The following is a 20,011-nucleotide window of genomic DNA, read 5'->3' on the forward strand; positions in this document are numbered from 1 at the left end:
TTTTCATGTTTACCTTTTTTTATACGTAACTCTGAGGAGATATCCATTTGGATCGACAACTTTAAAGCAATTATTTTTTTATAAAACAATAATGACTTTTCTACATCATTTACATATAGCTGCAACTCATTCGTTTCCTCCTCATCAAAAAAAGTCCACTCATATAGTGGACTTTCTACTCTACAACGGTAAATCCCTCTTCTTAAACAATACAATCGCTACTATAAAAATACAAAGCGCTCCCGCAGCTAAACCTATACTTACCGGCCATATATTATACGTTCCTTCCGCAATTTCTTTTGGACGAAACAGTGTAAATAACGATAGACTTTTCATCCACTCTAACTTATCACTTAATTTACCTACCATATTTAGTACAAAAAATAAAATAGTTAAACTTGCTGAATAGCTAAGTGCTTTTCTTTCATCATTACATATACAAGAAAAGAAAAATGAATAAGCACTAACGACTAGAAATATGAGCCCTCCTACTATATTTATCTTTAGGAATAATTCTTTATTTAAGTTATTATCACTTAAAAACCATTCTGCACCTAATAAACCAGCTACATACGTAACAACTACAATGATCAGTAGTCCCAATATGAGAACAGCAGCTTGCGTGATTGCAATTCGTACTCTAGATACAGGCGTTGCCAGCAAGTATGCCATTGCTCCTTTATCTACATGACGAGCAATTAAATGTGTTGCAACTGTTACACAAAAAATCGTTAAAATAATAATAAACAATAGACTATAATATTCGCCAGCTAAAAAATCCATTACGTTTTGAATCGGACTTTCCATACCAATAATTTTTTTCACGCTATCAGGCATAGCACTTATTAATTCATTTAACCCTTTCGCTGATACCATGGAAGGAAATATCCAAATTAACAACCATAAATATAGAGCTGAACCAGTTGCGTAACTCAAAATACTTTTTTGCGTCTCTTTCAAACTAGCTAAAAACAATTCCTTATTCATGCTTTACCCCTTCTTTCTTATCGTAATAATGCATAAATAAATGTTCTAAATCCATTGCTCGCGTTTGAAGCGCCGTTACATTATAGTTTGAAAGTATTTGTAAAACAGTTTGATAGTTTCCTTGTACGATAATCGATGCCTCTCTACCTTTCACCGCTTCAAATTGTAAATTACATTGCGTAAGAGATTTAATCTCTTCCTCTGATGATACGGTTACATCTATCACTTGTCGTCTCATACTTTGTAAATCATGAATATTTTCAACCGTTACAAGGCGCCCATCTTTAATAATCGCTACTCGGTCACATGTACGCTCAATTTCAGTGAAAATATGTGAAGACATAAGAATCGTTTTTCCCCTTTGCTTTTCCTCTACTATTAAATCTATAAACACTTGCTGCATAAGTGGATCAAGTCCTGATGTTGGTTCATCTAAAATTAACACTTCTGGCTCATGCATAAATGCAGCGACAATTCCTACTTTTTGTTTCATTCCTTTAGACATTTTTCGAATCGGTGTTTTCACATCGAATTGTAGACGTTCTATTAATTCATCTCGTCTTTTCGTATCCTTTAGCCCACGCATTCCTTGCATTAACTTCAGAAATTCTAATCCGTTCATTCCTTCAATAAAAGAAATTTCACCCGGCAAATAACCAACCTCCCTTTGAATTTTCGCTGCTTCATTCCAACAATCCAATCCAAAAATTGAAGATTTTCCAGATGTCGATTTTATAAATCCCATTAAATTACGAATCGTCGTTGATTTACCTGCACCATTCGGTCCTAAGTAACCGAACACTTCTCCTTCTTTTACATCAAATGTAATATGAAACAAACCTTTTCCGTTCGAAAATTGTTTTGTAACATTTTGAACTGAAATCATAAATCCACCTCATTTTTTGAAATATTTAATATGTGATATTTCAAAATTATTGTACTCCTCATCTTTCATATTCGCAACAACTTTTTGAAATATTTATATGTCTATATTTCAAAATTATTGTTTTTCATTATTTTTTCTTGTATATTTTAATTGAGGTGATTGCATTGAACGGCTTTGAAAAAGTGAAAGAAAAGAAAAAACGTGCTATTAAAGAGGCAGCCTTCTTATTATTTTCAGAACGCGGATTTAATGAAGTGAAAATAGAACACATTGCAAAAGAAGCAAACGTTTCTCAAGTTACCATTTATAATCATTTCGGAAGTAAAGATGCGTTATTTCGAGAGCTTATACAAGAATTTATTATATCTGAATTTCAATATTATAAAGATCTTGCAGCGGAAAAATTACCTTTTCATGATATGATGCAAAAAATGATTGTAAGAAAAATGAATACTGGTGGGTTATTTCAGCCGGATATGTTACTACAAATGATGCAAAGAGATGAAGAGCTCCGAAAGTTTATTTATAGTTATCAAAACGAAAAAATCTTGCCTTGGTATTTAGAAATATTAGAACAAGCACAGCAAAAAAATGAAATTAACCCTCACCTTACTAAAGAAATGATGTTACTTTACATTCAAATGTTCACTAAATTAGGGGATGATTTCGGAGCACAACTTCTTGAAAGAGATCGTGAAAAACATATACAAGATATCGTTACGATGTTCTTTTATGGACTGTCCGTCCCAGAAAAATAATTGTATCTAAAGAACAAATAAAATCAACAAAAAGCCCTTTGATATTTAAATCTCAAGGGCTTTTTCATGTCAAATAAATGGCTAAAACTAGCTTTATCTTAAAGAAGTGAAATGCTGCTTTATAGATAACACCTTATTATAGATTAACTCTTTTAGCATAACAGGCTGAATTGAGATAATCGTTTCACCGAAATTCAGAAAATAGTTCGAGATAAAATCAACTTCTTGTTTATTGAAATAGCCTGTTATAATATAATGTTCATTTTCTTTTTGTATCCTCATGGAAGGATAATTCTCTTTATCAAAAATGTCTTTTCCTCTTTGATTAACAATGACAATAAAATCAATTGCATCAGGTTTTCTGTGAAAAGTAGCAAGATAATTTAATAATTCCTCAAGATTTTTTGGCTTCGTATTACTTGTTTCCACAATAGAAAGAATTTTATCACATCTAATTATTTGAACATTATTTGTCTCAAAATTAAAGATTTTAGCATACCACTGGCCAAATTTAGATTCTATTCGAATAAATTGTACAATCAAGGCTTTCTCCACATCTTTTTTTAAATATGTTAAATGATAAACTCGCTCAGCAAAAATCCCCTGCAAAATTTCTTTTAAGAACGGACTAAAATTACTATGATTTGTTACTTCAAAAGAAAGCGTTCGTTCCATAATTGCAATATTTTTACGTACATTATCAGGTAAGACATGTTTAAATTTATTTTCAAGCGCAATACTTTCTATATTGAATGGTTTTGTCTTGTATCCATTTAATGTAAGAATTAAAAAATATAATGCATACATTTCATCCACACTAAAATAAATTGGTGACAACACACTATTTTCTATAATTTTATAACTTCCATTTCTGCCTAGTTCAGAATATATTGGTACACCTATTTCTTCTAATGATTGAATATCTCGCAACGCGGTACTTTTAGAAATAGCATATCTAACCATTAAATCTTTTAAATTAAAATATCTTTTATTATTTAAGAAAATAAGCATATCATTTATTCGTTCCGTTTTTTTCATATTTCCCTCCTCGAAAGGTGTCATGTATTGAAACCTTTTTAGTCTATATTATAATTATTAACTAATAAAGGAGTTATAAATTTATGACATTAGAAATAGCTATTTTTCTTTCAATGAATGGGCAAGCAAAGGAGGCAATTCATTTTTATATACGTAATTTAGAAGCCAAAAAGTTAATGGTTGTTACGTATGAAGAACTGGCGAAAAGAGATAGTTCTTTCAAAATTACAAGTGAAAATAAAGATCATATTGCTCACTCTGTTTTACAAATTGGGAATACAAAGCTAATGATAGCAGAAGATACAATGAATCCTAACGAAGGTTATAACATTGGAAATAACATGTCACTTTGCATTCAAAGCGCTAATTTAGAAGAAATACAAAGATTTTATAATAATTTAATTGCCGATAAAGATGTGAAGGTAATCTCTCCACTAGAAAAAAATATATTTAGTGAAGCATATGGTATTATTGAAGATCCTTACGGCATCCAAATCCAGTTAATGTATGATAAACGATTAAACTAAATAATTTGCCATATTCCTAATAAAAAAGACACGAAATTCGTGTCTTTTTATTTTACAGTGATAACTCTACCCGTTTCACTACTTTCAACCGCTAATTGAATCAGCTTAATTACTTCTAAACCTTCTTGCGCTGTTACAGGTAATTTCTCACCACTTATAATACTATCTCTTACACCTTTATAGTACATGTCATAACAGCCGACTTCTGTTGGAATACGTACTAACTCTTCTTCTGTTTCTAGAGTAGCAAAATTCTCTTCAATGTCTACTCCATAACCGTTATCGCCTGGCTTCATTCCCTTTTTTAATTGTTCTTCCTGTGAATCCATACCGTATTTCACGATAGAGCCTTTATCTCCATGCAGTGTAAAGTGTGGACCTGCCTTTTTCACATAACTGCTACTACGTAAAATGACACGTTTAACTCCGTAGTGAAGTACTATGTGGAAATAATCATCCACCTCTGCACCTGGTCGCTGCTTAATTACATCTGCACGTATCGCATTTGGTTTCCCAAATAATGATAATGCTTGGTCAATTAAATGCGATCCTAAATCATATAATATTCCTGATCCTGGTAAGTTCTTTTCTCTCCAGCGATCACGTACATGTGGACGGAAACGATCAAAATGCGCTTCATATGCGTATAGATTCCCTATTCTATTTTCTTCTAATAATTTCTTAATTGTTAAGAAATCATTATCAAAACGGCGATTATGATATACACTTAATACCACATTATGTTTCTTTGCTAATGAAATAAGCTCTTCCCCTTCTTCAATTGAAACAACAAATGGTTTTTCTACAACAACATGCTTACCGTTTAATATTGCTTCTTTTACATATGGAAAATGAGTTGTATTTGGTGAAGTAATGACGACTAAGTCAATATCAGCTCGCTTCACCAATTCATCAATTGTACTAACGACGTTAGCACTCGGTAATGTTTCTTTTACTACCTCTTCTTTTGAAGATAATATGGCACGAATATCGTATTCTTCTATCGTTTGTAATAATGGGATATGAAATGTTGTACTAGAAAATCCAAAACCTACAATCCCTACACCTATTTTTTTCATGTTGCCCCTCCATTTATCCCGCTATTTGTGGGCAGTTAGACCCCCACTCATTTAAGTTTCACTTCATGAGAACGATTTCATTCAATTATTATAACAAGATTATTATTATTCACATAATAAATTGCCTAGAAAAAAGCATCTTGCCATTATTCATGGCAAGATGCTTTTTTTATTCCGGGCGTTTTTTCGTCCACGTTTCAATAACTTCACCAGTATCATTAACATCTAGTACTAAACTACCGTTACTATACCTGTCCTTATTTCGATACGCTTTCGGATCAATTTCTTCTACGATATGTTTCTCTGTCTTCATGTAAACTAGTTCATCGTCTCTAACGATTTCAATACCGACAATGCGGTATGGATTACGTTTTAACTCTTTGAAAATAACAAGACCTCGCTTCGCCCTCGTTGATTTCTCAATTTCTGATGCTTTTAGGCGTTTTACAGCACCACGCTGCGTTACGAGAATAAGTTGATCTTTGTCACCATTTAATGGCTTACCAGCAGCAACATAGTCATCTTCTTTTAAATTAATTGCTTTCACACCAGCGGCTCTTACACCGACTGGACTTACTTCATCTTCATGGAAAATAAGTGCATATGCACCGTGTGTAGCAAGAACGATATCACTCGTTCCATCTGTCGCAAATATATCAACAACTTCATCATCTTTTTTCAAGTTTACAGCAACGAACGCTCTTGAGTAACGCTGTACTTTATATTGGTTTAATTCTGTCTTCTTAATCATACCATTCTTTGTTACAAATACGATAAATCGCTTTTCTTCCTCAAAGTTCGGTACGACAGTTGCCCAAATAATGGTTTCATCCCGGTCGAGTGAAACGATATTAGCAACGTGTTGACCTAAATCTTTCCAACGAATATCTGGCATTTCGTATACTGGCAAATATATATAGTTTCCTTTATTCGTAAATAAGAGGACTGTCTCTGTCGTATTCGTATCGAATCGTTCAAGTAAGATGTCACCCTCTTTCATACCGAAGTCTTTGCCGTTTGAGGCATTATGTGAGCGCCATCCAGTACGTTTCACATATCCTTCTTTCGTTACAGTAACGATGACATCTTCTTGTGGGATCATCACTTCTACATCGATTTTAATTTCCTCGATTTGATCTTCAATAATCGCGCGTCGATCATCACTATATGTTTTCTTAACTCTCTTTAAATCTGTTTTAATTACTTGAAGTAATCTTTTTTCACTTTGTAAAATTGCCTGTAGCTCAATAATTTTCTTATTAAGCTCATCTGCCTCTTGTTGTAGTGCTGTAATATCTGTATTCGTTAAACGATATAATTGCAAGGATACAATTGCTTCCGCTTGCGCTTCTGTAAATCCAAATTTCGCACTTAAATTATCTTTTGCATTACGCTTATCTTTTGAAGCTCGAATCGTTTCAATAACTTGGTCTAAAATCGATAATGCTTTCTTTAAACCTTCCACAATATGTTGACGATTTTCTGCCTTTCGTAATTCATATTGCGAACGTCTCGTAACAACTTCTTTTTGATGTCCAATATATGCATCCAAAATTTTCGGTAATGTCATAAGCGTTGGACGGCGATTATTAATCGCTACCATATTAAAGTTATATGGTATTTGTAAATCTGTATTTTTATATAAATAATTTAAAATACCTTCAGAATTTGCTTCTTTTTTTAATTCTACGACAATGCGAAGACCTGTACGATCTGTCTCATCACGCACTTCAGCAATGCCATCTAATTTTTTATCTAGACGTAACTCATCCATTTTCTTAACAAGGTTTGCTTTATTTACTTCGTATGGAATTTCAGTAATTACGATTTGCTGTTTCCCACCACGAACCGTTTCAACTTCTGCTTTCCCGCGAATAATAATTTTACCTTTACCTGTTTCATACGCCTTTTTAATACCGTCAATCCCTTGAATAATACCACCTGTTGGGAAATCAGGTCCTTTCATAACTGTTAATAAATCATCAACAGTACTATTCGGTTTATCAATACGCATCATTGTAGCGTCAATAACTTCTCCAAGATGATGCGGAGGAATTTCTGTTGCATAACCAGCGGAAATCCCTGTAGATCCGTTCACTAATAAGTTCGGGAACGCTGCTGGTAAAACAACCGGTTCTTCACTCGTATCATCAAAGTTGGATACGAATTCTACTGTTTCTTTATCAAGATCACGTAATAACTCAGATGCAATTGGTGATAATCGGGCTTCCGTATAACGCATTGCTGCTGCTGGATCCCCGTCAACACTACCGTTATTACCATGCATCTCAACTAAAACATTACGCACTTTCCAAGTTTGGCTTAAACGTACCATCGCCTCATATACAGAGGAATCACCATGCGGATGATAATTACCAATAACGTTACCGACTGTTTTAGCTGACTTACGGAACGCTTTATCGTGTACGTTTCCTTCTACATACATAGAATATAAAATACGTCTTTGTACCGGCTTTAAACCGTCACGCGCATCTGGAAGCGCGCGATCTTGAATAATATATTTACTATAACGTGCAAAGCGATCACCTAACACGTCTTCAAGCGGGAGGTCATGAAACTTCTCTGCTTGCATGTTATTCCACCTCCGTCTCCATGATCATTTCATTTTCTAAAATATTTCCTTCTTCTTGCATACCAAACTGTACATTGCGCTCAATCCATTTACGACGCGGTTCTACTTTATCACCCATTAATGTTGTAACGCGGCGCTCTGCCCTCGCTGCATCATCAATTTTCACGCGAATTAATGTACGCGTTTCAGGATTCATCGTTGTTTCCCATAATTGATCCGCATTCATTTCGCCAAGTCCTTTGTAACGCTGTAACATGTAACCTTTTCCAACTTTTTTCGTTACTTCATCTAATTCATCATCTGACCATGCGTATTCAATTACTTCACTTTTTCCTTTTCCTTTACTTACTTTGTATAAAGGAGGAAGTGCGATAAACACTTTACCAGCTTCGATAAGTGGTTTCATATATCTGTAGAAGAATGTTAATAACAATACTTGAATATGCGCCCCGTCTGTATCAGCATCGGTCATAATGACAACTTTATCGTAGTTAATGTCTTCCACATCAAATTCATTGCCTACACCGCCGCCAATTGCATAAATGATTGTATTAATCTCTTCATTTTTAAAGATATCAGCAAGCTTTGCTTTTTCTGTATTAATTACTTTACCACGTAATGGTAATACCGCTTGGAAACGTCGATCTCGTCCTTGTTTCGCAGAACCACCGGCAGAGTCACCCTCTACTAGGTACAGTTCATTTTTCTGCGGATTACGTGATTGTGCGGGTGTTAATTTACCACTTAATGTACCTTCTGATTTCTTTTTCTTTTTACCAGTACGCGCTTCTTCTCTCGCTTTACGAGCGGCTTCACGTGCCTGTGCTGCTTTAATTGCTTTTCTCACAAGAAGTGTAGCTACGTCCGGGTTTTCTTCTAAAAAGTAAGCTAAATGCTCTGATACAATGGCATCAATTGAAGAACGAGCTTCACTTGTACCTAGTTTCCCCTTCGTTTGTCCTTCAAACTGAAGTACTTCTTCTGGTACACGTACAGAAACAATAGCCGCTACACCTTCACGAATATCTGTACCTTCTAAGTTTTTATCTTTTTCTTTTAATAGCGAAACTTTACGAGCATACTCATTAAACACACGTGTCATTGCTGTCTTAAATCCAGCTTCATGTGTTCCACCATCTTTTGTACGTACGTTATTTACAAACGATAGAATATTTTCTGAGTAGCCATCGTTAAATTGAAATGCTAGCTCTGCCTCAATTCCATTTTGTTCACCAGAGAAATATACAACTGGATGAATCGAATCTTTCTCTTCGTTTAAGTATGAAACGAAAGCTTCAATTCCTGTTTCATAATGAAACACATCTTCTAAATCATTTCGTTCATCTTTTATTGAGATTTTCATCCCTTTTAATAAAAATGCAGATTCGCGTAATCTTTCACATAAAGTTTCATAGTTATAATTTGTTGTACTGAAAATTGTTGTATCTGGTTTAAAATGCATTGTCGTACCAGATTCTTTCGTCTTTCCGATTTTTTCAAGCGTCGTTACAGGAACACCACCATTTTCAAAGCGTTGTTCATAAATATTTCCGTCACGCTTAATCGTTACGACTAACCATTCTGATAAGGCGTTTACAACTGATGCCCCAACACCGTGTAAACCACCGCTTGTTTTATAGCCACCTTGACCAAACTTACCGCCTGCATGAAGTACAGTTAAAATAACTTCAGGTGTCGGTTTCCCAAGTTTATGCATTCCCGTAGGCATTCCTCGCCCTTTATCAATAACGCTAATACTATTATCTTTATGTATTACGACAGAAATTTCGTCGCCAAATCCCGCTAACGCTTCATCAACGGAGTTATCTACTATTTCGTATACTAAATGATGCAATCCACGGCTGTCCGTGCTCCCGATATACATACCCGGGCGTTTTCGAACGGCTTCAAGTCCTTCTAACACTTGAATCGCATCTTCATTATATTGGAACTGATGCTTCGCCAAACTCCTTGCTCCTTTCCTAATCCAAAATCAGAACATATGTTTCTATTATAGAATAACGCCTCGACTATAGTTTTGGCAAGTTATCTTATCTCTTTTATATACCATTTTCAATAGAAAAATCCTTGTTTTTTCACAAGGATTCCTCTAGGCTACTATTTCAGAAAAATAATCGTTTGTCAACGAGAAATGGATATGTATTCCAAGATTACACATTCCAAACCTTTATTATGATCCAAATGATCAATATCCAAAACGGGATTACAAGTAACAATCCCCAAAAACAGCCTTTAAAAAATCTCATGATGAACACCTCGTTCATCGGCCCTACTTATCTATAATAAGGGCTGAAGCAATCTTTCTAACTTTACAATCTATACTATTTTGTCATTGCATGTTCTACTTTTATGCAACGATCCATTATTACAGTATAGTCTTTTTCTTTTAAAAGTTGATATGTATCTTCATCTTGTACTCCTAATTGTGCCCAAAAAACATCTGCATCAATCTCCACAAATTCTTTTGCAACATCCATTAAAAATTCTGAACGGCGGAATATATTTACAATGTCAACATGTTCCTTAATATCTTTTAGTGAAGCAACTGCCTTTTCTCCAAGCACTTCATCTACTGTTGGGTTTACTGGAATAATGCGATACCCAGCATCTTGCATTGCTTTTGAAACCATATACGATGTACGTTCTGGCTTATCTGATAATCCAACAACCGCAATTGTTTTGCTTTTCTTTAATACTTCACCAATTTCCGTACGAGTTGGGTTTTCAATCATCATAATTAATCCCTCCTATTCCTTTAGTATAGCCGATAAAGAAAGTCTCTTTCAATATGAAAGAGACTTTCTTTTATTCCGATTATTGATTCTTTGTAGCTGAGTTATCTGCTAAAGTAGCTGTTTTCGTCATTTTTTGACCGTTACGATAGAATGTAACTTCCACTTTCTCGCCTACTTTTTTCTTTTCATATAAATATTTACGGAATTGAAGAGCATTCTCTACTTTTTGATTATCTAATGCTACTACAATATCATATTGCTCTAAACCAGCTTTTTCGGCCGGTGATATTGGGTAAATTTTACCTAATACAACACCGTTTGTTACGTCTTTCGGTACTTTCAATTGATTTACTGCATAAGCTTGCACATCTTCTAATGAAACAACACCTACTCCAAGGGCTGGACGTTTCACTACTCCGTCTTTTTCAAGTGATTCAATAACTGGCTTTGCGATATTAATTGGAATAGCAAATCCAATTCCTTCAACTTCTTGTTGTGCAATTTTACTTGAATTAATCCCAATTATTTCACCGTTTTGGTTAAATAACGCACCACCACTATTACCTGGATTGATCGCTGCATCTGTTTGAATAACTTGTGCTTGCCAATCTGGACGTTTGTCCCCATCAATATCAACTGGAATTTCACGTTCTTTACTACTGATTATACCTTCCGTTACACTTCCATCAAACCCTAGTGGGTTACCGATCGCAATTGCTTTTTCACCCGCACGGATTTTACTTGAATCACCTAAAGTGGCAACTTTATTTACATTAGATCCATCAATTTCTACAACCGCTAAATCTAACCAAGGGTCTTTCCCTACAAGCTTTGCATCTACTTTTTTACCATCACTTAGTTTTACAGCAAGTTTATTTGCTCCATCTACTACGTGGTTGTTTGTTACAATATATGCTTTATTTCCTGCTTTTTTATAAATCACACCTGACCCTGAACCGGCTTGTTGTTCTTGACCTGTCGGTTGCATTGCAAATGGATCAATGCTTTGTTGCATATTAATAACACCTACAACAACATCTTTCGCGCCTTCAATCATCCCAGGTAAATCAGTCTCATTTTTTGCTTTATTGACAACAGGAACTACAGTACCTTCTACTTTCGAATCTGAACTAAATGATGATACCGCCGCTCCATTATTTTGAGCCCATGGCATATATGGTGCTGCAAAACTAATTGAAACAGCCCCAACTACAGCTCCGACTAAACCTGTGAAAAAATAACCTTTTTTACTTCCTGATTTTCTCACTTCTCTCGTTTCACTATGCTCTTCATTTAAATTTGGTCCGTCGTAATATCCCATGTTTACTTCCCCTCTCTGGTGAATTCGTATTTTCAGTATAGTCACGTTTTGTGTCCTTCTTGTGAACTCATCGTGAAATCCAATTAAAAAAATACTCTTATCTAACATTGTAGACAAGAAATGTATTTTTTGTACATTCTGCCTGCCAAAGAGGATATAAAATCGACATTTCCCTAGGCTAAAGTACACAATCCGTTACGATTATTCTTCAAACTTATAACCTACTCGAATAACAGTACCAATATGCTTCGCTTTATCTCCTAGCTTATTTCGTAGTTTTTTAATATGAGTATCAACCGTTCGGTCATCACCGTAATAGTCATATCCCCATAACTGATCTAATAAATGTTGACGTGATAACACAATTCCTTTGTTCTCCATTAAATAAACGAGAAGTTCAAATTCTTTATGTGTTAATATAATTTCTTCTCCATCTACTAAAACGGTTCTAGATAGACGATTCACTTCTATTCCAGCTAAAGACATAGCATTTTCTTCAGCTACTCCCACCACGCCATCCGCACGCTTCAATAAAGTCTTTGCTCGAGCTACTAACACTTTCGGGCTGAAAGGTTTCGTTACATACTCATCTGCACCTAATTCAAATCCTAGTAATGTATCATCCTCATCTGAACGTGCTGTGAGCATAATAATTGGCACTGCTGATTCTTTTCGAATTCGTCTACAAACAGACCATCCATCTATTTCTGGTAACATAATATCTAACATAATTAAATCGATTTCATGCTCTGCAAATAATTCTAGCGCTTTTTTTCCGTCTTCTGCTTCGATTACTTCAAAACCTTCATTACGAAAATAATCGCTAACAATTTCACGTAATCTTCTTTCATCTTCGACAAGTAATACTGTTTTATTCATATAATCTATCCCGCCTTTTTACTCTTTCAATCGAATAATACGTTGATTGGAGCTTCCGCGAAATGGAAGTGTTAAATCTTTTTTCTCGATTTCAAACCTTCCATCGACTAAAACATCCCCATAATGTAACAACTCTATCATATCATTATTTTGAGAACTCTGTATCTCTTCTAACGTATAACCTGTATACATCCATAAATTTTTTTTCAAATCTTTCACTGCTCTTGCTACTTGTTTCACTTCAGCAGCTTGAAAAAATGGATCTCCACCTGAAAATGTTACATCAGTTAATGGATTACTTGCAATCTCTTTCACAATTTCTTCTACTGTCATTTCAGTTCCATTACAAATATTCCACGATTTCGGATTATGGCAACCGAAACAACGATGCGGACAGCCCGCAAAAAACACGACTGTCCGCAACCCTTCTCCATCTACTACACTATCATGAATAATATTCATCACTTTCATTTATGCTTCACCCGATCCATCTCTTCACTACGTTTTGCACTATTCCACTTCGACATATCTCCTACAAGATAACCTGTTATGCGGCGAATTCTTTCTATGTTAGCCTCATCTTCATTTCCGCAGCTCGGACATTCATTTCCAATAACTCCGTGATAACTACAGCACTTACAACGGTCAACAGGGTGATTAATTGAACCGTATCCAACGCCATTCTCTGCCATCGCTTGTACAATTTGTTTTAATGCCTTTTTGTTATGCATTGCTGCTCCATCTAGTTCAATATACGTAATATGTCCCCCGTTACATAGAGCGTGGAACGGGCCTTCTAAACGAATTTTATTTATCGCCTGAATGTTATAATAAACTGGAATATGGAATGAATTCGTATAATAATTATGGTTCGTTATACCGCTAATCACGCCAAATTCTTCCCTATCCTTTTTCACAAACTTCCCTGATAACCCTTCTGCAGGAGTTGCAATGACTGAGAAATTCAGTTCATGTTCTTCTGTCGCTTTATCCATTCTATCTCTCATAAAGGAAATAATTTCATATCCGAGTTTCCATGATTCTTCATCTTCTCCGTGATGCTTTCCTGTTAAAGCTACTAAACACTCCGCAAGACCGATAAAACCAAGACTTAACGTCCCTTGCTTTAAAATCGATGCTACAGAATCTTCAGGCTGTAACTTTTCTCCACCGCGCCATACACCTTGTGAATATAAAAATCGAAAATCTCTTGCTCGTTTCGTACATTGATACTCAAATCTCTCTAATAATTGCTGGATTCCTACATCTAAGTAATAATTTAACGCTTCAAAAAACGCTTCTTGTGAACCACTAATGAGTGCTAATTTCACTAAGTTAATGGACGTAAATGATAAATTCCCTCTTCCAATCGCCGTTTCTTCTCCATGTATGTTAGACATAACACGAGTACGACATCCCATGTAACATACTTCACTTTCCGGTCTTCCATCATAATGCACAGCATTAAATGGCGCATCTAAAAATGAAAAGTTAGGGAATAATCGTTCAGCCGTTGTCTCTAACGCTAATTCAAATAAATCATAGTTCGGATCGCATTCTTCAAAATTCACACCTTTTTTCATTTTAAAAATTTGAATAGGAAAAATTGGTGTTTCCCCTTTACCAAGACCAGCTTGTGTCGCTTTTAAAAGTTGTTTAATTAAAAGTCTTCCTTCTTTCGATGTGTCTGTTCCATAATTAATAGAAATAAACGGTACTTGCCCCCCGCCCCTACTATGCATACTATTTGAATTATGAATGAAAGCTTCACAAGCCTGATACGTATCATTTTCTGTTTCTTTCCACGCAAATTCTTCTATTTGTTCTTTCGTAAGCGGATATGACTGTAATCGTTTCTTATGTCTCTCTACTGTTTTTCTCACATATGGAGCTAAATCAACATCAAAGAGTGCAAACGATTGACCACCATGCTGCATATTTTGATTCGCTTGAAAAATAATAGATGAAAGAGCTAATGCACTTTTAATGTCTTGCGGTTGTCTCATATGTCCATGTCCGGTATGAAAACCATTCGCAAGCATTTGCGCTAACGGAATTTGTGAACAAGTTGTCGTTCCTGTCGCATAAAAATCTAAATCATGTGGATATAATATATTTTCATTTATCGCTTTTTTCACTTGATCTGACAATAAATTTTCAACAGCGTAATATTTCGCACTCTCAGATGCGAACGTTCCCATTACTCCCATCGGAGAGCGGCCATCTACATTTGCATTTTCTTGCATTAAATCTTGTTCATTTCCGTGGACTATTGTCTCAAATATTCTCATTAATTCTTCTCCACGTGTATTTTTTTGTAACATTTATAACCCTCCACCAATATGTTGTTGTCTTTTGATTAAAATGTTACTACATATAGTCTTAGTGTTTCTGTGAGAAATGTAACATTCCTGTGAAATTTTTTGCACGAAATAATGAATTTTTCATTTACAAAAAAGAAATGTGCTCTTTACAAATGTATGGTACAATATACGGGAAAAACTCTTTTTACCCTTTATCAACACATTTGAATAAAGGAGACTGAACTTATGGTTACTACATATCTTTTATTTATCGTTGCCTACTTACTTGGCTCGATTCCATTTGCACTAGTCGTTGGAAAGATTGGTTATGGAATTGACATTCGTGAGCACGGAAGCGGTAATTTAGGCGGAACCAATACATTCCGCACACTAGGGAAAAAAGCAGGTTTTATCGTTACAATTGCTGACATTTTAAAAGGTACATTAGCAACGAGTCTACCGATTATTTTCGCGTTAGACATTCATCCACTATGGTTCGGATTAGCAGCTGTTCTTGGACATGTGTATCCGATTTTCGCGAAATTCCGTGGTGGTAAAGCAGTTGCAACTTCTGCTGGCGTGCTATTATGCTACTCACCAGTTGTTTTTGCAATTTTAGCTGTTGTCTTTTTCAGCCTTTTATTTACAACAAGATACGTATCACTTTCTTCTATGGTAACAGCTGTCGTTGCCGTTATCGCATCAATTGTTAGCGGGGATAAAATCTTCATTATTGCGATGTGTTTATTAGCAGGTATGGTTATTTATAAACACCGTGCAAATATTGGACGAATTATAAATAAAACTGAACCGAAAGCAAACTTTTCAAAAAAGCAAAAATAAGATCGTAACCCACATAACGCAAAAAGAAAACGTGAAGCATATTAATAGCGTCTTTTTGCGTTATTTTTTATACTAAAGAAAAAGCAACATAATTTGGAGGAACTATACATGAATCTTTCCGTAACAAAAGAAGCAGCACAATGGTATAAAAACGAATTAAACTTACAATCGGGTGAAACACTGCGCCTTTTCGTACAATATGGCGGTTGTAGTACTGTGCAAAAAGGACTTTCTTTAGGTATTCGTAAAGATGATCCTGCACATCCTGCTGTTCAAATTCAAGAAGAAGGTATTAACTTCTTTATTGAAAGCGATGATGAATGGTTCTTCGATGGACATAATTTATCTGTTACATTTAACGACGGGGATGATTTCCCGCAATTTAATTATGAAAAATAAAAAAACGTGGCTTCCGCCACGCTTTTTTATTTTTTCTTAATTTCCTCATATTTCGCATACCACTCTGGATAGAACTTTTTAAATGATACGGGCCTGAACCCTTCTTTTTTCGCACAAATATTTGTCGTACTTGCCGTAATACAAAGTTCACCTTCACCATTATATATTTCATATCCATATACAACGCGAAGCGGGCTCACTGTATCAACCCACGTTTTTACAATTGCTTTTTCCCCGTAACGCATTGCTTTACGATAAGAAATTTGCAAATCTAACACAGGAGAAATAATTCCTTCTTTCTCCATTTCAACATATGAAAACCCTAAATCTTGTATAAGTTTCGTGCGACCTAATTCAAGCCACACCAAATAGTTTGAATGGTAAACAACACCCATTTGATCTGTTTCCGCATAACGGATTTCAACTTCATGTTCTGCTACAAACATATATATTCGCCTTCTTTCACTTCTGCTACCTTGCATACATTTAATCATAATACAGTGAAATCAAAAATAAAATAAAAACAGTGAATCTTTTACCGAAAGGAGCAAGCATATGATTCAAATTGTAACGGTTCGTAGCGGTGATAGCGTATATAGCTTGGCATCAAAATATGGATCAACACCTGACGAGATAGTAAAAGACAATGGATTAAATCCAGCTGAAACACTCGTTGTTGGTCAGGCACTGATCGTGAATACGAAAGGGAATAATTATTATGTACAGCCTGGCGATAGCTTATATCGAATCTCTCAAACATATAACGTTCCTCTCGCTAGTTTAGCTAAAGTGAATAACTTATCTTTAAAATCCATTCTCCACGTTGGACAGCAATTATATATACCGAAAGGGACGAAACGTGCAGTAGAATCCATCGCTTATTTACAACCTTCCACTATACCTATTAAAGAAAGTTTAGTTAATGCTACACGTGCTATTAATCCATTTTTAACATACTTAGCTTACTTCAGCTTCGAGGCAAAAAGAGATGGTACGTTAAAAGAACCAACTGAAACAGCTAAAATCGCTAATATTGCAACGCAAGGTAATACCATCCCTATGCTCGTTATTACGAACATCGAAAACGGAAATTTCAGTGCCGATCTAACATCCGTTATTTTACGGGACGCAACAATCCAAAACAAATTTATTACAAATATTTTGCAAACTGCTGAGAAGTACGGTATGCGAGATATTCATTTCGATTTTGAGAGTGTTGCACCCGAAGATCGCGAAGCGTATAATCGTTTTTTACGAAATGTGAAAACACGCTTACCTAACGGATACACATTAAGTACAACGCTTGTACCAAAAACAAGTTCCAATCAAAAAGGAAAATTTTTCGAAGCTCACGATTATAAAGCACAAGGACAAATTGTTGATTTCGTCGTCATTATGACATATGACTGGGGATGGCAGGGCGGACCACCGATGGCAATCTCTCCTATCGGTCCTGTAAAAGAAGTACTTCAATACGCAAAATCTCAAATGCCTCCACAAAAAATTATGATGGGGCAAAACTTATACGGATTCGATTGGAAACTTCCGTTCAAACAAGGAAACCCACCAGCAAAAGCAGTTAGCTCTGTTGCAGCTGTTGCACTTGCTCGTAAATACAATGTTCCTATCCGCTATGATTTCACAGCTCAAGCTCCACATTTCAATTACTTTGATGAAAATGGTGTACAACACGAAGTTTGGTTTGAAGATTCACGTTCTGTTCAAAGTAAATTCAATTTAATGAAAGAACAAGGTATAGGCGGTATTAGCTACTGGAAGATCGGTTTACCATTCCCACAAAATTGGCGTTTACTGGTTGAAAACTTTACGATTACGAAAAAGGGCTGACAAAAGTCAGCCCTTTTTGTACATTTTGTTAAGATTCATCTTTGATTTCACTTTTTAATGAGTCAATACTTTCTAAACGTCTTTGATTTTTTGCTTCAATAGCAGAACGATCTTTTTCATTAGAAAGTTCCGCTGTTTCTTTCGCTTCATTAAAGTTATCAATTGTATTTTGCACCATTTCTTGTAACTTTTCAGCGTTATCACTTCGATTATCTGGATTTGGCATGCACTTTCCTCCTAATATTGTATATACACACCATCTTAAATTACCTATCTTCCCTCAAATTTATACAGAAAAAAGGAGAATACAATATTCTCCTTTTCTTTAACCGTTATCAACAATCGGTTGTTTGCCCGTTTGGTCTTGCATTTGCTTTCCTTTATTGCCACCAGCTTTTTTTGATTGTGTTCCAATATGATTCGGTGCAAAGTCTTTTGAATTTTTTTTCGGATTACCCATTACTATCGCCTCCTTAACAGTAGTATCGTACTAGTGTTAAGAATTATTCAGCCTGCTTAAAAAGTTTCATTTCATAACGTTTTTCAATACGCTCTTCAATACGATCGATTGCATCGCGATCACTTAATAATTGTTGTTTATTTTCTTTCACAAGCTCGTCAAACGATTTACGGCGACTTCTTCTCATGCTGTTCACCCTCTCTCCTTCGCTTTCTTATTACATAGTATGAGCAAAGGAAAAACTATTTAATCAGATTTGCAAGAAAATTTTATGTTTTAGTACTCCTAAAAAAACTCCGTGTACAGTAAAATGTACACGGAGTTTATCACACCATAATATTCAAATATTCTTTTAGTTTTTCATCTGCATTCATTTCACTTTGTTTATAATCATGCAGCGCTTGCAATACAAAATCATACTGTTCTAAAATATAACTTTCTAATTTCAGGACGTCCTCTAAGCTATTCAGCATAATTCTCGTGTTACCAACTTCACTTTTTAACGCCGGTTCACAGGCTAAACTCGTACATATTTCTTTCACATCATCTTCTAATATGTCTGTTAATACGTATTTCTTTCGCCCTTTTACCTTTAATCTCATAACTGGATAAAAAGCTTTTATATCTAAATAGCTTCCTACATTCATGCAACGAATCCATTCAATATCACGTTTATTTCGTACAAGTATCTCTTTTACCGCTTCATATACTGCTGTTTCATCAAGTACTTCTGTATTCGATTTCCTTTTCGCCTCTTCTTCAATAAAGGCACATTTTTGATAAACTGCTGCACAAGTAATACAATCATCAAATGCATTATGAGAACTTAAACGAATTCCAAGCATTCGCTTTAACGTTTCAAGTTTATGATTAGGAGCGTGTTTCATATATTTCTTCGCTAAAAATACAGTATCAATCACTTTATTTTTCGGTTCCGGTAAACCAAGCATATTCACATTACTTTTCAAAAAGCGCATATCAAAAGATGCATTATGAGCGACAATTACATTTGTATGTAAAAATGCTAAAAATAAAGGTAACACTTCTTCAATCGTCGGTGCATCCGAAACACGATAATTTGTAATACCTGTTAAACTCGTTATTCGGTCCGGAATTGAACGCTCTGGATTCACATAGGAAACAAATTGATCTACTAGTTCATGATTACGATATTTCACTGCTGCGACTTGAATAATTTTATCATTATAAGGGTTAAATCCTGTTGTTTCAAAGTCAATTACAACATAATCTAACGGTAAGGATATATTCCCCACTCCAAATACACTCCTTTATCTCTCAACGTTTATATTTCTTTCATCATATCATGAAGCTTT

General features: G+C 35.1%; 21 protein-coding genes. 5 read left to right on the forward strand and 16 right to left on the reverse strand.

Annotation, left to right across the window (positions count from 1 at the left end):
* Positions 1–180: 180 nt before the first annotated feature.
* Together ACTFRN_RS00610 and ACTFRN_RS00615 are read right to left on the reverse strand one after the other, a co-directional pair.
* A complete protein-coding gene (locus tag ACTFRN_RS00610) occupies positions 181–987 on the reverse strand; it encodes an ABC transporter permease subunit (protein ID WP_074567568.1) in 807 nt (268 codons plus the stop codon).
* The gene (locus tag ACTFRN_RS00615) at positions 980–1,873 is read right to left on the reverse strand and encodes an ABC transporter ATP-binding protein (protein ID WP_074540656.1); all 894 of its coding nucleotides are present in this window, start codon (positions 1,871–1,873) and stop codon (positions 980–982) included. The genes ACTFRN_RS00610 and ACTFRN_RS00615 overlap by 8 nt, the downstream gene beginning before the upstream one ends.
* 155 nt (positions 1,874–2,028) lie before the next feature.
* On the opposite strand from ACTFRN_RS00615, the gene ACTFRN_RS00620 reads away from it, so the two are divergent.
* Positions 2,029–2,631 carry a TetR/AcrR family transcriptional regulator gene (locus ACTFRN_RS00620; protein ID WP_226990212.1) on the forward strand — a complete coding sequence of 201 codons (603 nt, stop codon included), beginning with the start codon at positions 2,029–2,031 and terminating at the stop codon, positions 2,629–2,631.
* 93 nt (positions 2,632–2,724) lie between these two features.
* Here the strand turns inward: ACTFRN_RS00620 and ACTFRN_RS00625 are convergent, their stop codons facing one another.
* The gene (locus tag ACTFRN_RS00625) at positions 2,725–3,693 is read right to left on the reverse strand and encodes a helix-turn-helix transcriptional regulator (protein ID WP_049122470.1); all 969 of its coding nucleotides are present in this window, start codon (positions 3,691–3,693) and stop codon (positions 2,725–2,727) included.
* Between the two features lie 59 nt (positions 3,694–3,752).
* On the opposite strand from ACTFRN_RS00625, the gene ACTFRN_RS00630 reads away from it, so the two are divergent.
* On the forward strand, positions 3,753–4,196 hold the full coding sequence (locus ACTFRN_RS00630; RefSeq protein ID WP_016718218.1) for a VOC family protein: 444 nt from the start codon (positions 3,753–3,755) through the stop codon (positions 4,194–4,196).
* Between the two features lie 47 nt (positions 4,197–4,243).
* Here the strand turns inward: ACTFRN_RS00630 and ACTFRN_RS00635 are convergent, their stop codons facing one another.
* The 8 genes from ACTFRN_RS00635 to ACTFRN_RS00670 form a co-directional block, all read right to left on the reverse strand.
* Positions 4,244–5,275 carry an oxidoreductase gene (locus ACTFRN_RS00635; protein WP_049111406.1) on the reverse strand — a complete coding sequence of 344 codons (1,032 nt, stop codon included), beginning with the start codon at positions 5,273–5,275 and terminating at the stop codon, positions 4,244–4,246.
* A 169-nt stretch (positions 5,276–5,444) separates the two neighbouring features.
* Positions 5,445–7,868, reverse strand: a complete 2,424-nt coding sequence (gene parC / locus ACTFRN_RS00640) for a DNA topoisomerase IV subunit A (protein ID WP_001147473.1) — start codon at positions 7,866–7,868, stop codon at positions 5,445–5,447.
* A gap of 1 nt (position 7,869) precedes the next feature.
* Positions 7,870–9,834, reverse strand: a complete 1,965-nt coding sequence (gene parE / locus ACTFRN_RS00645) for a DNA topoisomerase IV subunit B (protein ID WP_001062200.1) — start codon at positions 9,832–9,834, stop codon at positions 7,870–7,872.
* A gap of 376 nt (positions 9,835–10,210) precedes the next feature.
* Positions 10,211–10,624, reverse strand: a complete 414-nt coding sequence (locus tag ACTFRN_RS00650) for a CoA-binding protein (RefSeq protein WP_000972423.1) — start codon at positions 10,622–10,624, stop codon at positions 10,211–10,213.
* 79 nt (positions 10,625–10,703) lie between these two features.
* The gene (locus ACTFRN_RS00655; RefSeq protein ID WP_000542636.1) at positions 10,704–11,945 is read right to left on the reverse strand and encodes a S1C family serine protease; all 1,242 of its coding nucleotides are present in this window, start codon (positions 11,943–11,945) and stop codon (positions 10,704–10,706) included.
* Positions 11,946–12,146: 201 nt separating this feature from the next.
* Positions 12,147–12,824, reverse strand: coding sequence for a response regulator transcription factor (locus tag ACTFRN_RS00660; protein WP_001044683.1), 678 nt, complete (start codon positions 12,822–12,824; stop codon positions 12,147–12,149).
* Between the two features lie 18 nt (positions 12,825–12,842).
* The gene (gene nrdG, locus ACTFRN_RS00665; protein WP_000867064.1) at positions 12,843–13,295 is read right to left on the reverse strand and encodes an anaerobic ribonucleoside-triphosphate reductase activating protein; all 453 of its coding nucleotides are present in this window, start codon (positions 13,293–13,295) and stop codon (positions 12,843–12,845) included.
* Positions 13,292–15,148, reverse strand: a complete 1,857-nt coding sequence (locus ACTFRN_RS00670; RefSeq protein WP_049111405.1) for an anaerobic ribonucleoside triphosphate reductase — start codon at positions 15,146–15,148, stop codon at positions 13,292–13,294. The genes nrdG and ACTFRN_RS00670 overlap by 4 nt, the downstream gene beginning before the upstream one ends.
* Before the next feature lie 225 nt (positions 15,149–15,373).
* Between ACTFRN_RS00670 and plsY the strand changes: the two genes are divergently transcribed.
* The gene (plsY, locus tag ACTFRN_RS00675; protein ID WP_000258965.1) at positions 15,374–15,970 is read left to right on the forward strand and encodes a glycerol-3-phosphate 1-O-acyltransferase PlsY; all 597 of its coding nucleotides are present in this window, start codon (positions 15,374–15,376) and stop codon (positions 15,968–15,970) included.
* Between the two features lie 108 nt (positions 15,971–16,078).
* Positions 16,079–16,369 (forward strand): HesB/YadR/YfhF family protein, encoded by a 291-nt coding sequence (locus tag ACTFRN_RS00680; protein WP_001054446.1) that lies wholly within the window; start codon positions 16,079–16,081, stop codon positions 16,367–16,369.
* Positions 16,370–16,395: 26 nt separating this feature from the next.
* On the opposite strand, the gene ACTFRN_RS00685 is transcribed toward ACTFRN_RS00680, so the two are convergent.
* A complete protein-coding gene (locus ACTFRN_RS00685; RefSeq protein ID WP_000495815.1) occupies positions 16,396–16,815 on the reverse strand; it encodes an acyl-CoA thioesterase in 420 nt (139 codons plus the stop codon).
* A 109-nt stretch (positions 16,816–16,924) separates the two neighbouring features.
* On the opposite strand from ACTFRN_RS00685, the gene ACTFRN_RS00690 reads away from it, so the two are divergent.
* Complete coding sequence (locus ACTFRN_RS00690) at positions 16,925–18,217, forward strand: glycosyl hydrolase family 18 protein (RefSeq protein WP_074567569.1); 1,293 nt, start codon at positions 16,925–16,927, stop codon at positions 18,215–18,217.
* Positions 18,218–18,245: 28 nt separating this feature from the next.
* On the opposite strand, the gene tlp is transcribed toward ACTFRN_RS00690, so the two are convergent.
* From tlp to ACTFRN_RS00710, 4 genes are all read right to left on the reverse strand, one after another.
* Entirely contained in the window at positions 18,246–18,443 is a 198-nt protein-coding gene (tlp, locus tag ACTFRN_RS00695; RefSeq protein ID WP_001133509.1) for a small acid-soluble spore protein Tlp, read from the reverse strand.
* A gap of 99 nt (positions 18,444–18,542) precedes the next feature.
* Positions 18,543–18,677, reverse strand: coding sequence for an acid-soluble spore protein SspN (sspN, locus tag ACTFRN_RS00700; RefSeq protein ID WP_000527987.1), 135 nt, complete (start codon positions 18,675–18,677; stop codon positions 18,543–18,545).
* A gap of 43 nt (positions 18,678–18,720) precedes the next feature.
* Entirely contained in the window at positions 18,721–18,864 is a 144-nt protein-coding gene (locus ACTFRN_RS00705; protein WP_001254697.1) for an FbpB family small basic protein, read from the reverse strand.
* A gap of 139 nt (positions 18,865–19,003) precedes the next feature.
* Positions 19,004–19,951, reverse strand: a complete 948-nt coding sequence (locus ACTFRN_RS00710; protein ID WP_000526915.1) for a 3'-5' exonuclease — start codon at positions 19,949–19,951, stop codon at positions 19,004–19,006.
* Positions 19,952–20,011 lie beyond the last annotated feature (60 nt).

The sequence above is a fragment of the Bacillus cereus group sp. MYBK245-2 genome (assembly GCF_051916145.1).
In the GTDB taxonomy this organism is placed as follows: Bacteria; Bacillota; Bacilli; order Bacillales; family Bacillaceae_G; genus Bacillus_A; species Bacillus_A pacificus.

What these genes read in the sequence shown, in the direction of transcription:
- parC (WP_001147473.1), bottom strand. Translation starts at nt 7,868, where the DNA reads ATGCAAGCAGAGAAGTTTCATGACCTCCCGCTTGAAGACGTGTTAGGT.
- ACTFRN_RS00625 (WP_049122470.1), bottom strand. Translation starts at nt 3,693, where the DNA reads ATGACACCTTTCGAGGAGGGAAATATGAAAAAAACGGAACGAATAAAT.
- ACTFRN_RS00680 (WP_001054446.1), top strand. Translation starts at nt 16,079, where the DNA reads ATGAATCTTTCCGTAACAAAAGAAGCAGCACAATGGTATAAAAACGAA.
- plsY (WP_000258965.1), top strand. Translation starts at nt 15,374, where the DNA reads ATGGTTACTACATATCTTTTATTTATCGTTGCCTACTTACTTGGCTCG.
- sspN (WP_000527987.1), bottom strand. Translation starts at nt 18,677, where the DNA reads ATGGGTAATCCGAAAAAAAATTCAAAAGACTTTGCACCGAATCATATT.
- ACTFRN_RS00615 (WP_074540656.1), bottom strand. Translation starts at nt 1,873, where the DNA reads ATGATTTCAGTTCAAAATGTTACAAAACAATTTTCGAACGGAAAAGGT.
- ACTFRN_RS00685 (WP_000495815.1), bottom strand. Translation starts at nt 16,815, where the DNA reads ATGTTTGTAGCAGAACATGAAGTTGAAATCCGTTATGCGGAAACAGAT.
- ACTFRN_RS00610 (WP_074567568.1), bottom strand. Translation starts at nt 987, where the DNA reads ATGAATAAGGAATTGTTTTTAGCTAGTTTGAAAGAGACGCAAAAAAGT.
- ACTFRN_RS00670 (WP_049111405.1), bottom strand. Translation starts at nt 15,148, where the DNA reads ATGTTACAAAAAAATACACGTGGAGAAGAATTAATGAGAATATTTGAG.
- ACTFRN_RS00705 (WP_001254697.1), bottom strand. Translation starts at nt 18,864, where the DNA reads ATGAGAAGAAGTCGCCGTAAATCGTTTGACGAGCTTGTGAAAGAAAAT.
- ACTFRN_RS00690 (WP_074567569.1), top strand. Translation starts at nt 16,925, where the DNA reads ATGATTCAAATTGTAACGGTTCGTAGCGGTGATAGCGTATATAGCTTG.
- ACTFRN_RS00660 (WP_001044683.1), bottom strand. Translation starts at nt 12,824, where the DNA reads ATGAATAAAACAGTATTACTTGTCGAAGATGAAAGAAGATTACGTGAA.
- ACTFRN_RS00655 (WP_000542636.1), bottom strand. Translation starts at nt 11,945, where the DNA reads ATGGGATATTACGACGGACCAAATTTAAATGAAGAGCATAGTGAAACG.
- tlp (WP_001133509.1), bottom strand. Translation starts at nt 18,443, where the DNA reads ATGCCAAATCCAGATAATCGAAGTGATAACGCTGAAAAGTTACAAGAA.
- ACTFRN_RS00630 (WP_016718218.1), top strand. Translation starts at nt 3,753, where the DNA reads ATGACATTAGAAATAGCTATTTTTCTTTCAATGAATGGGCAAGCAAAG.
- ACTFRN_RS00650 (WP_000972423.1), bottom strand. Translation starts at nt 10,624, where the DNA reads ATGATGATTGAAAACCCAACTCGTACGGAAATTGGTGAAGTATTAAAG.
- nrdG (WP_000867064.1), bottom strand. Translation starts at nt 13,295, where the DNA reads ATGAAAGTGATGAATATTATTCATGATAGTGTAGTAGATGGAGAAGGG.
- ACTFRN_RS00635 (WP_049111406.1), bottom strand. Translation starts at nt 5,275, where the DNA reads ATGAAAAAAATAGGTGTAGGGATTGTAGGTTTTGGATTTTCTAGTACA.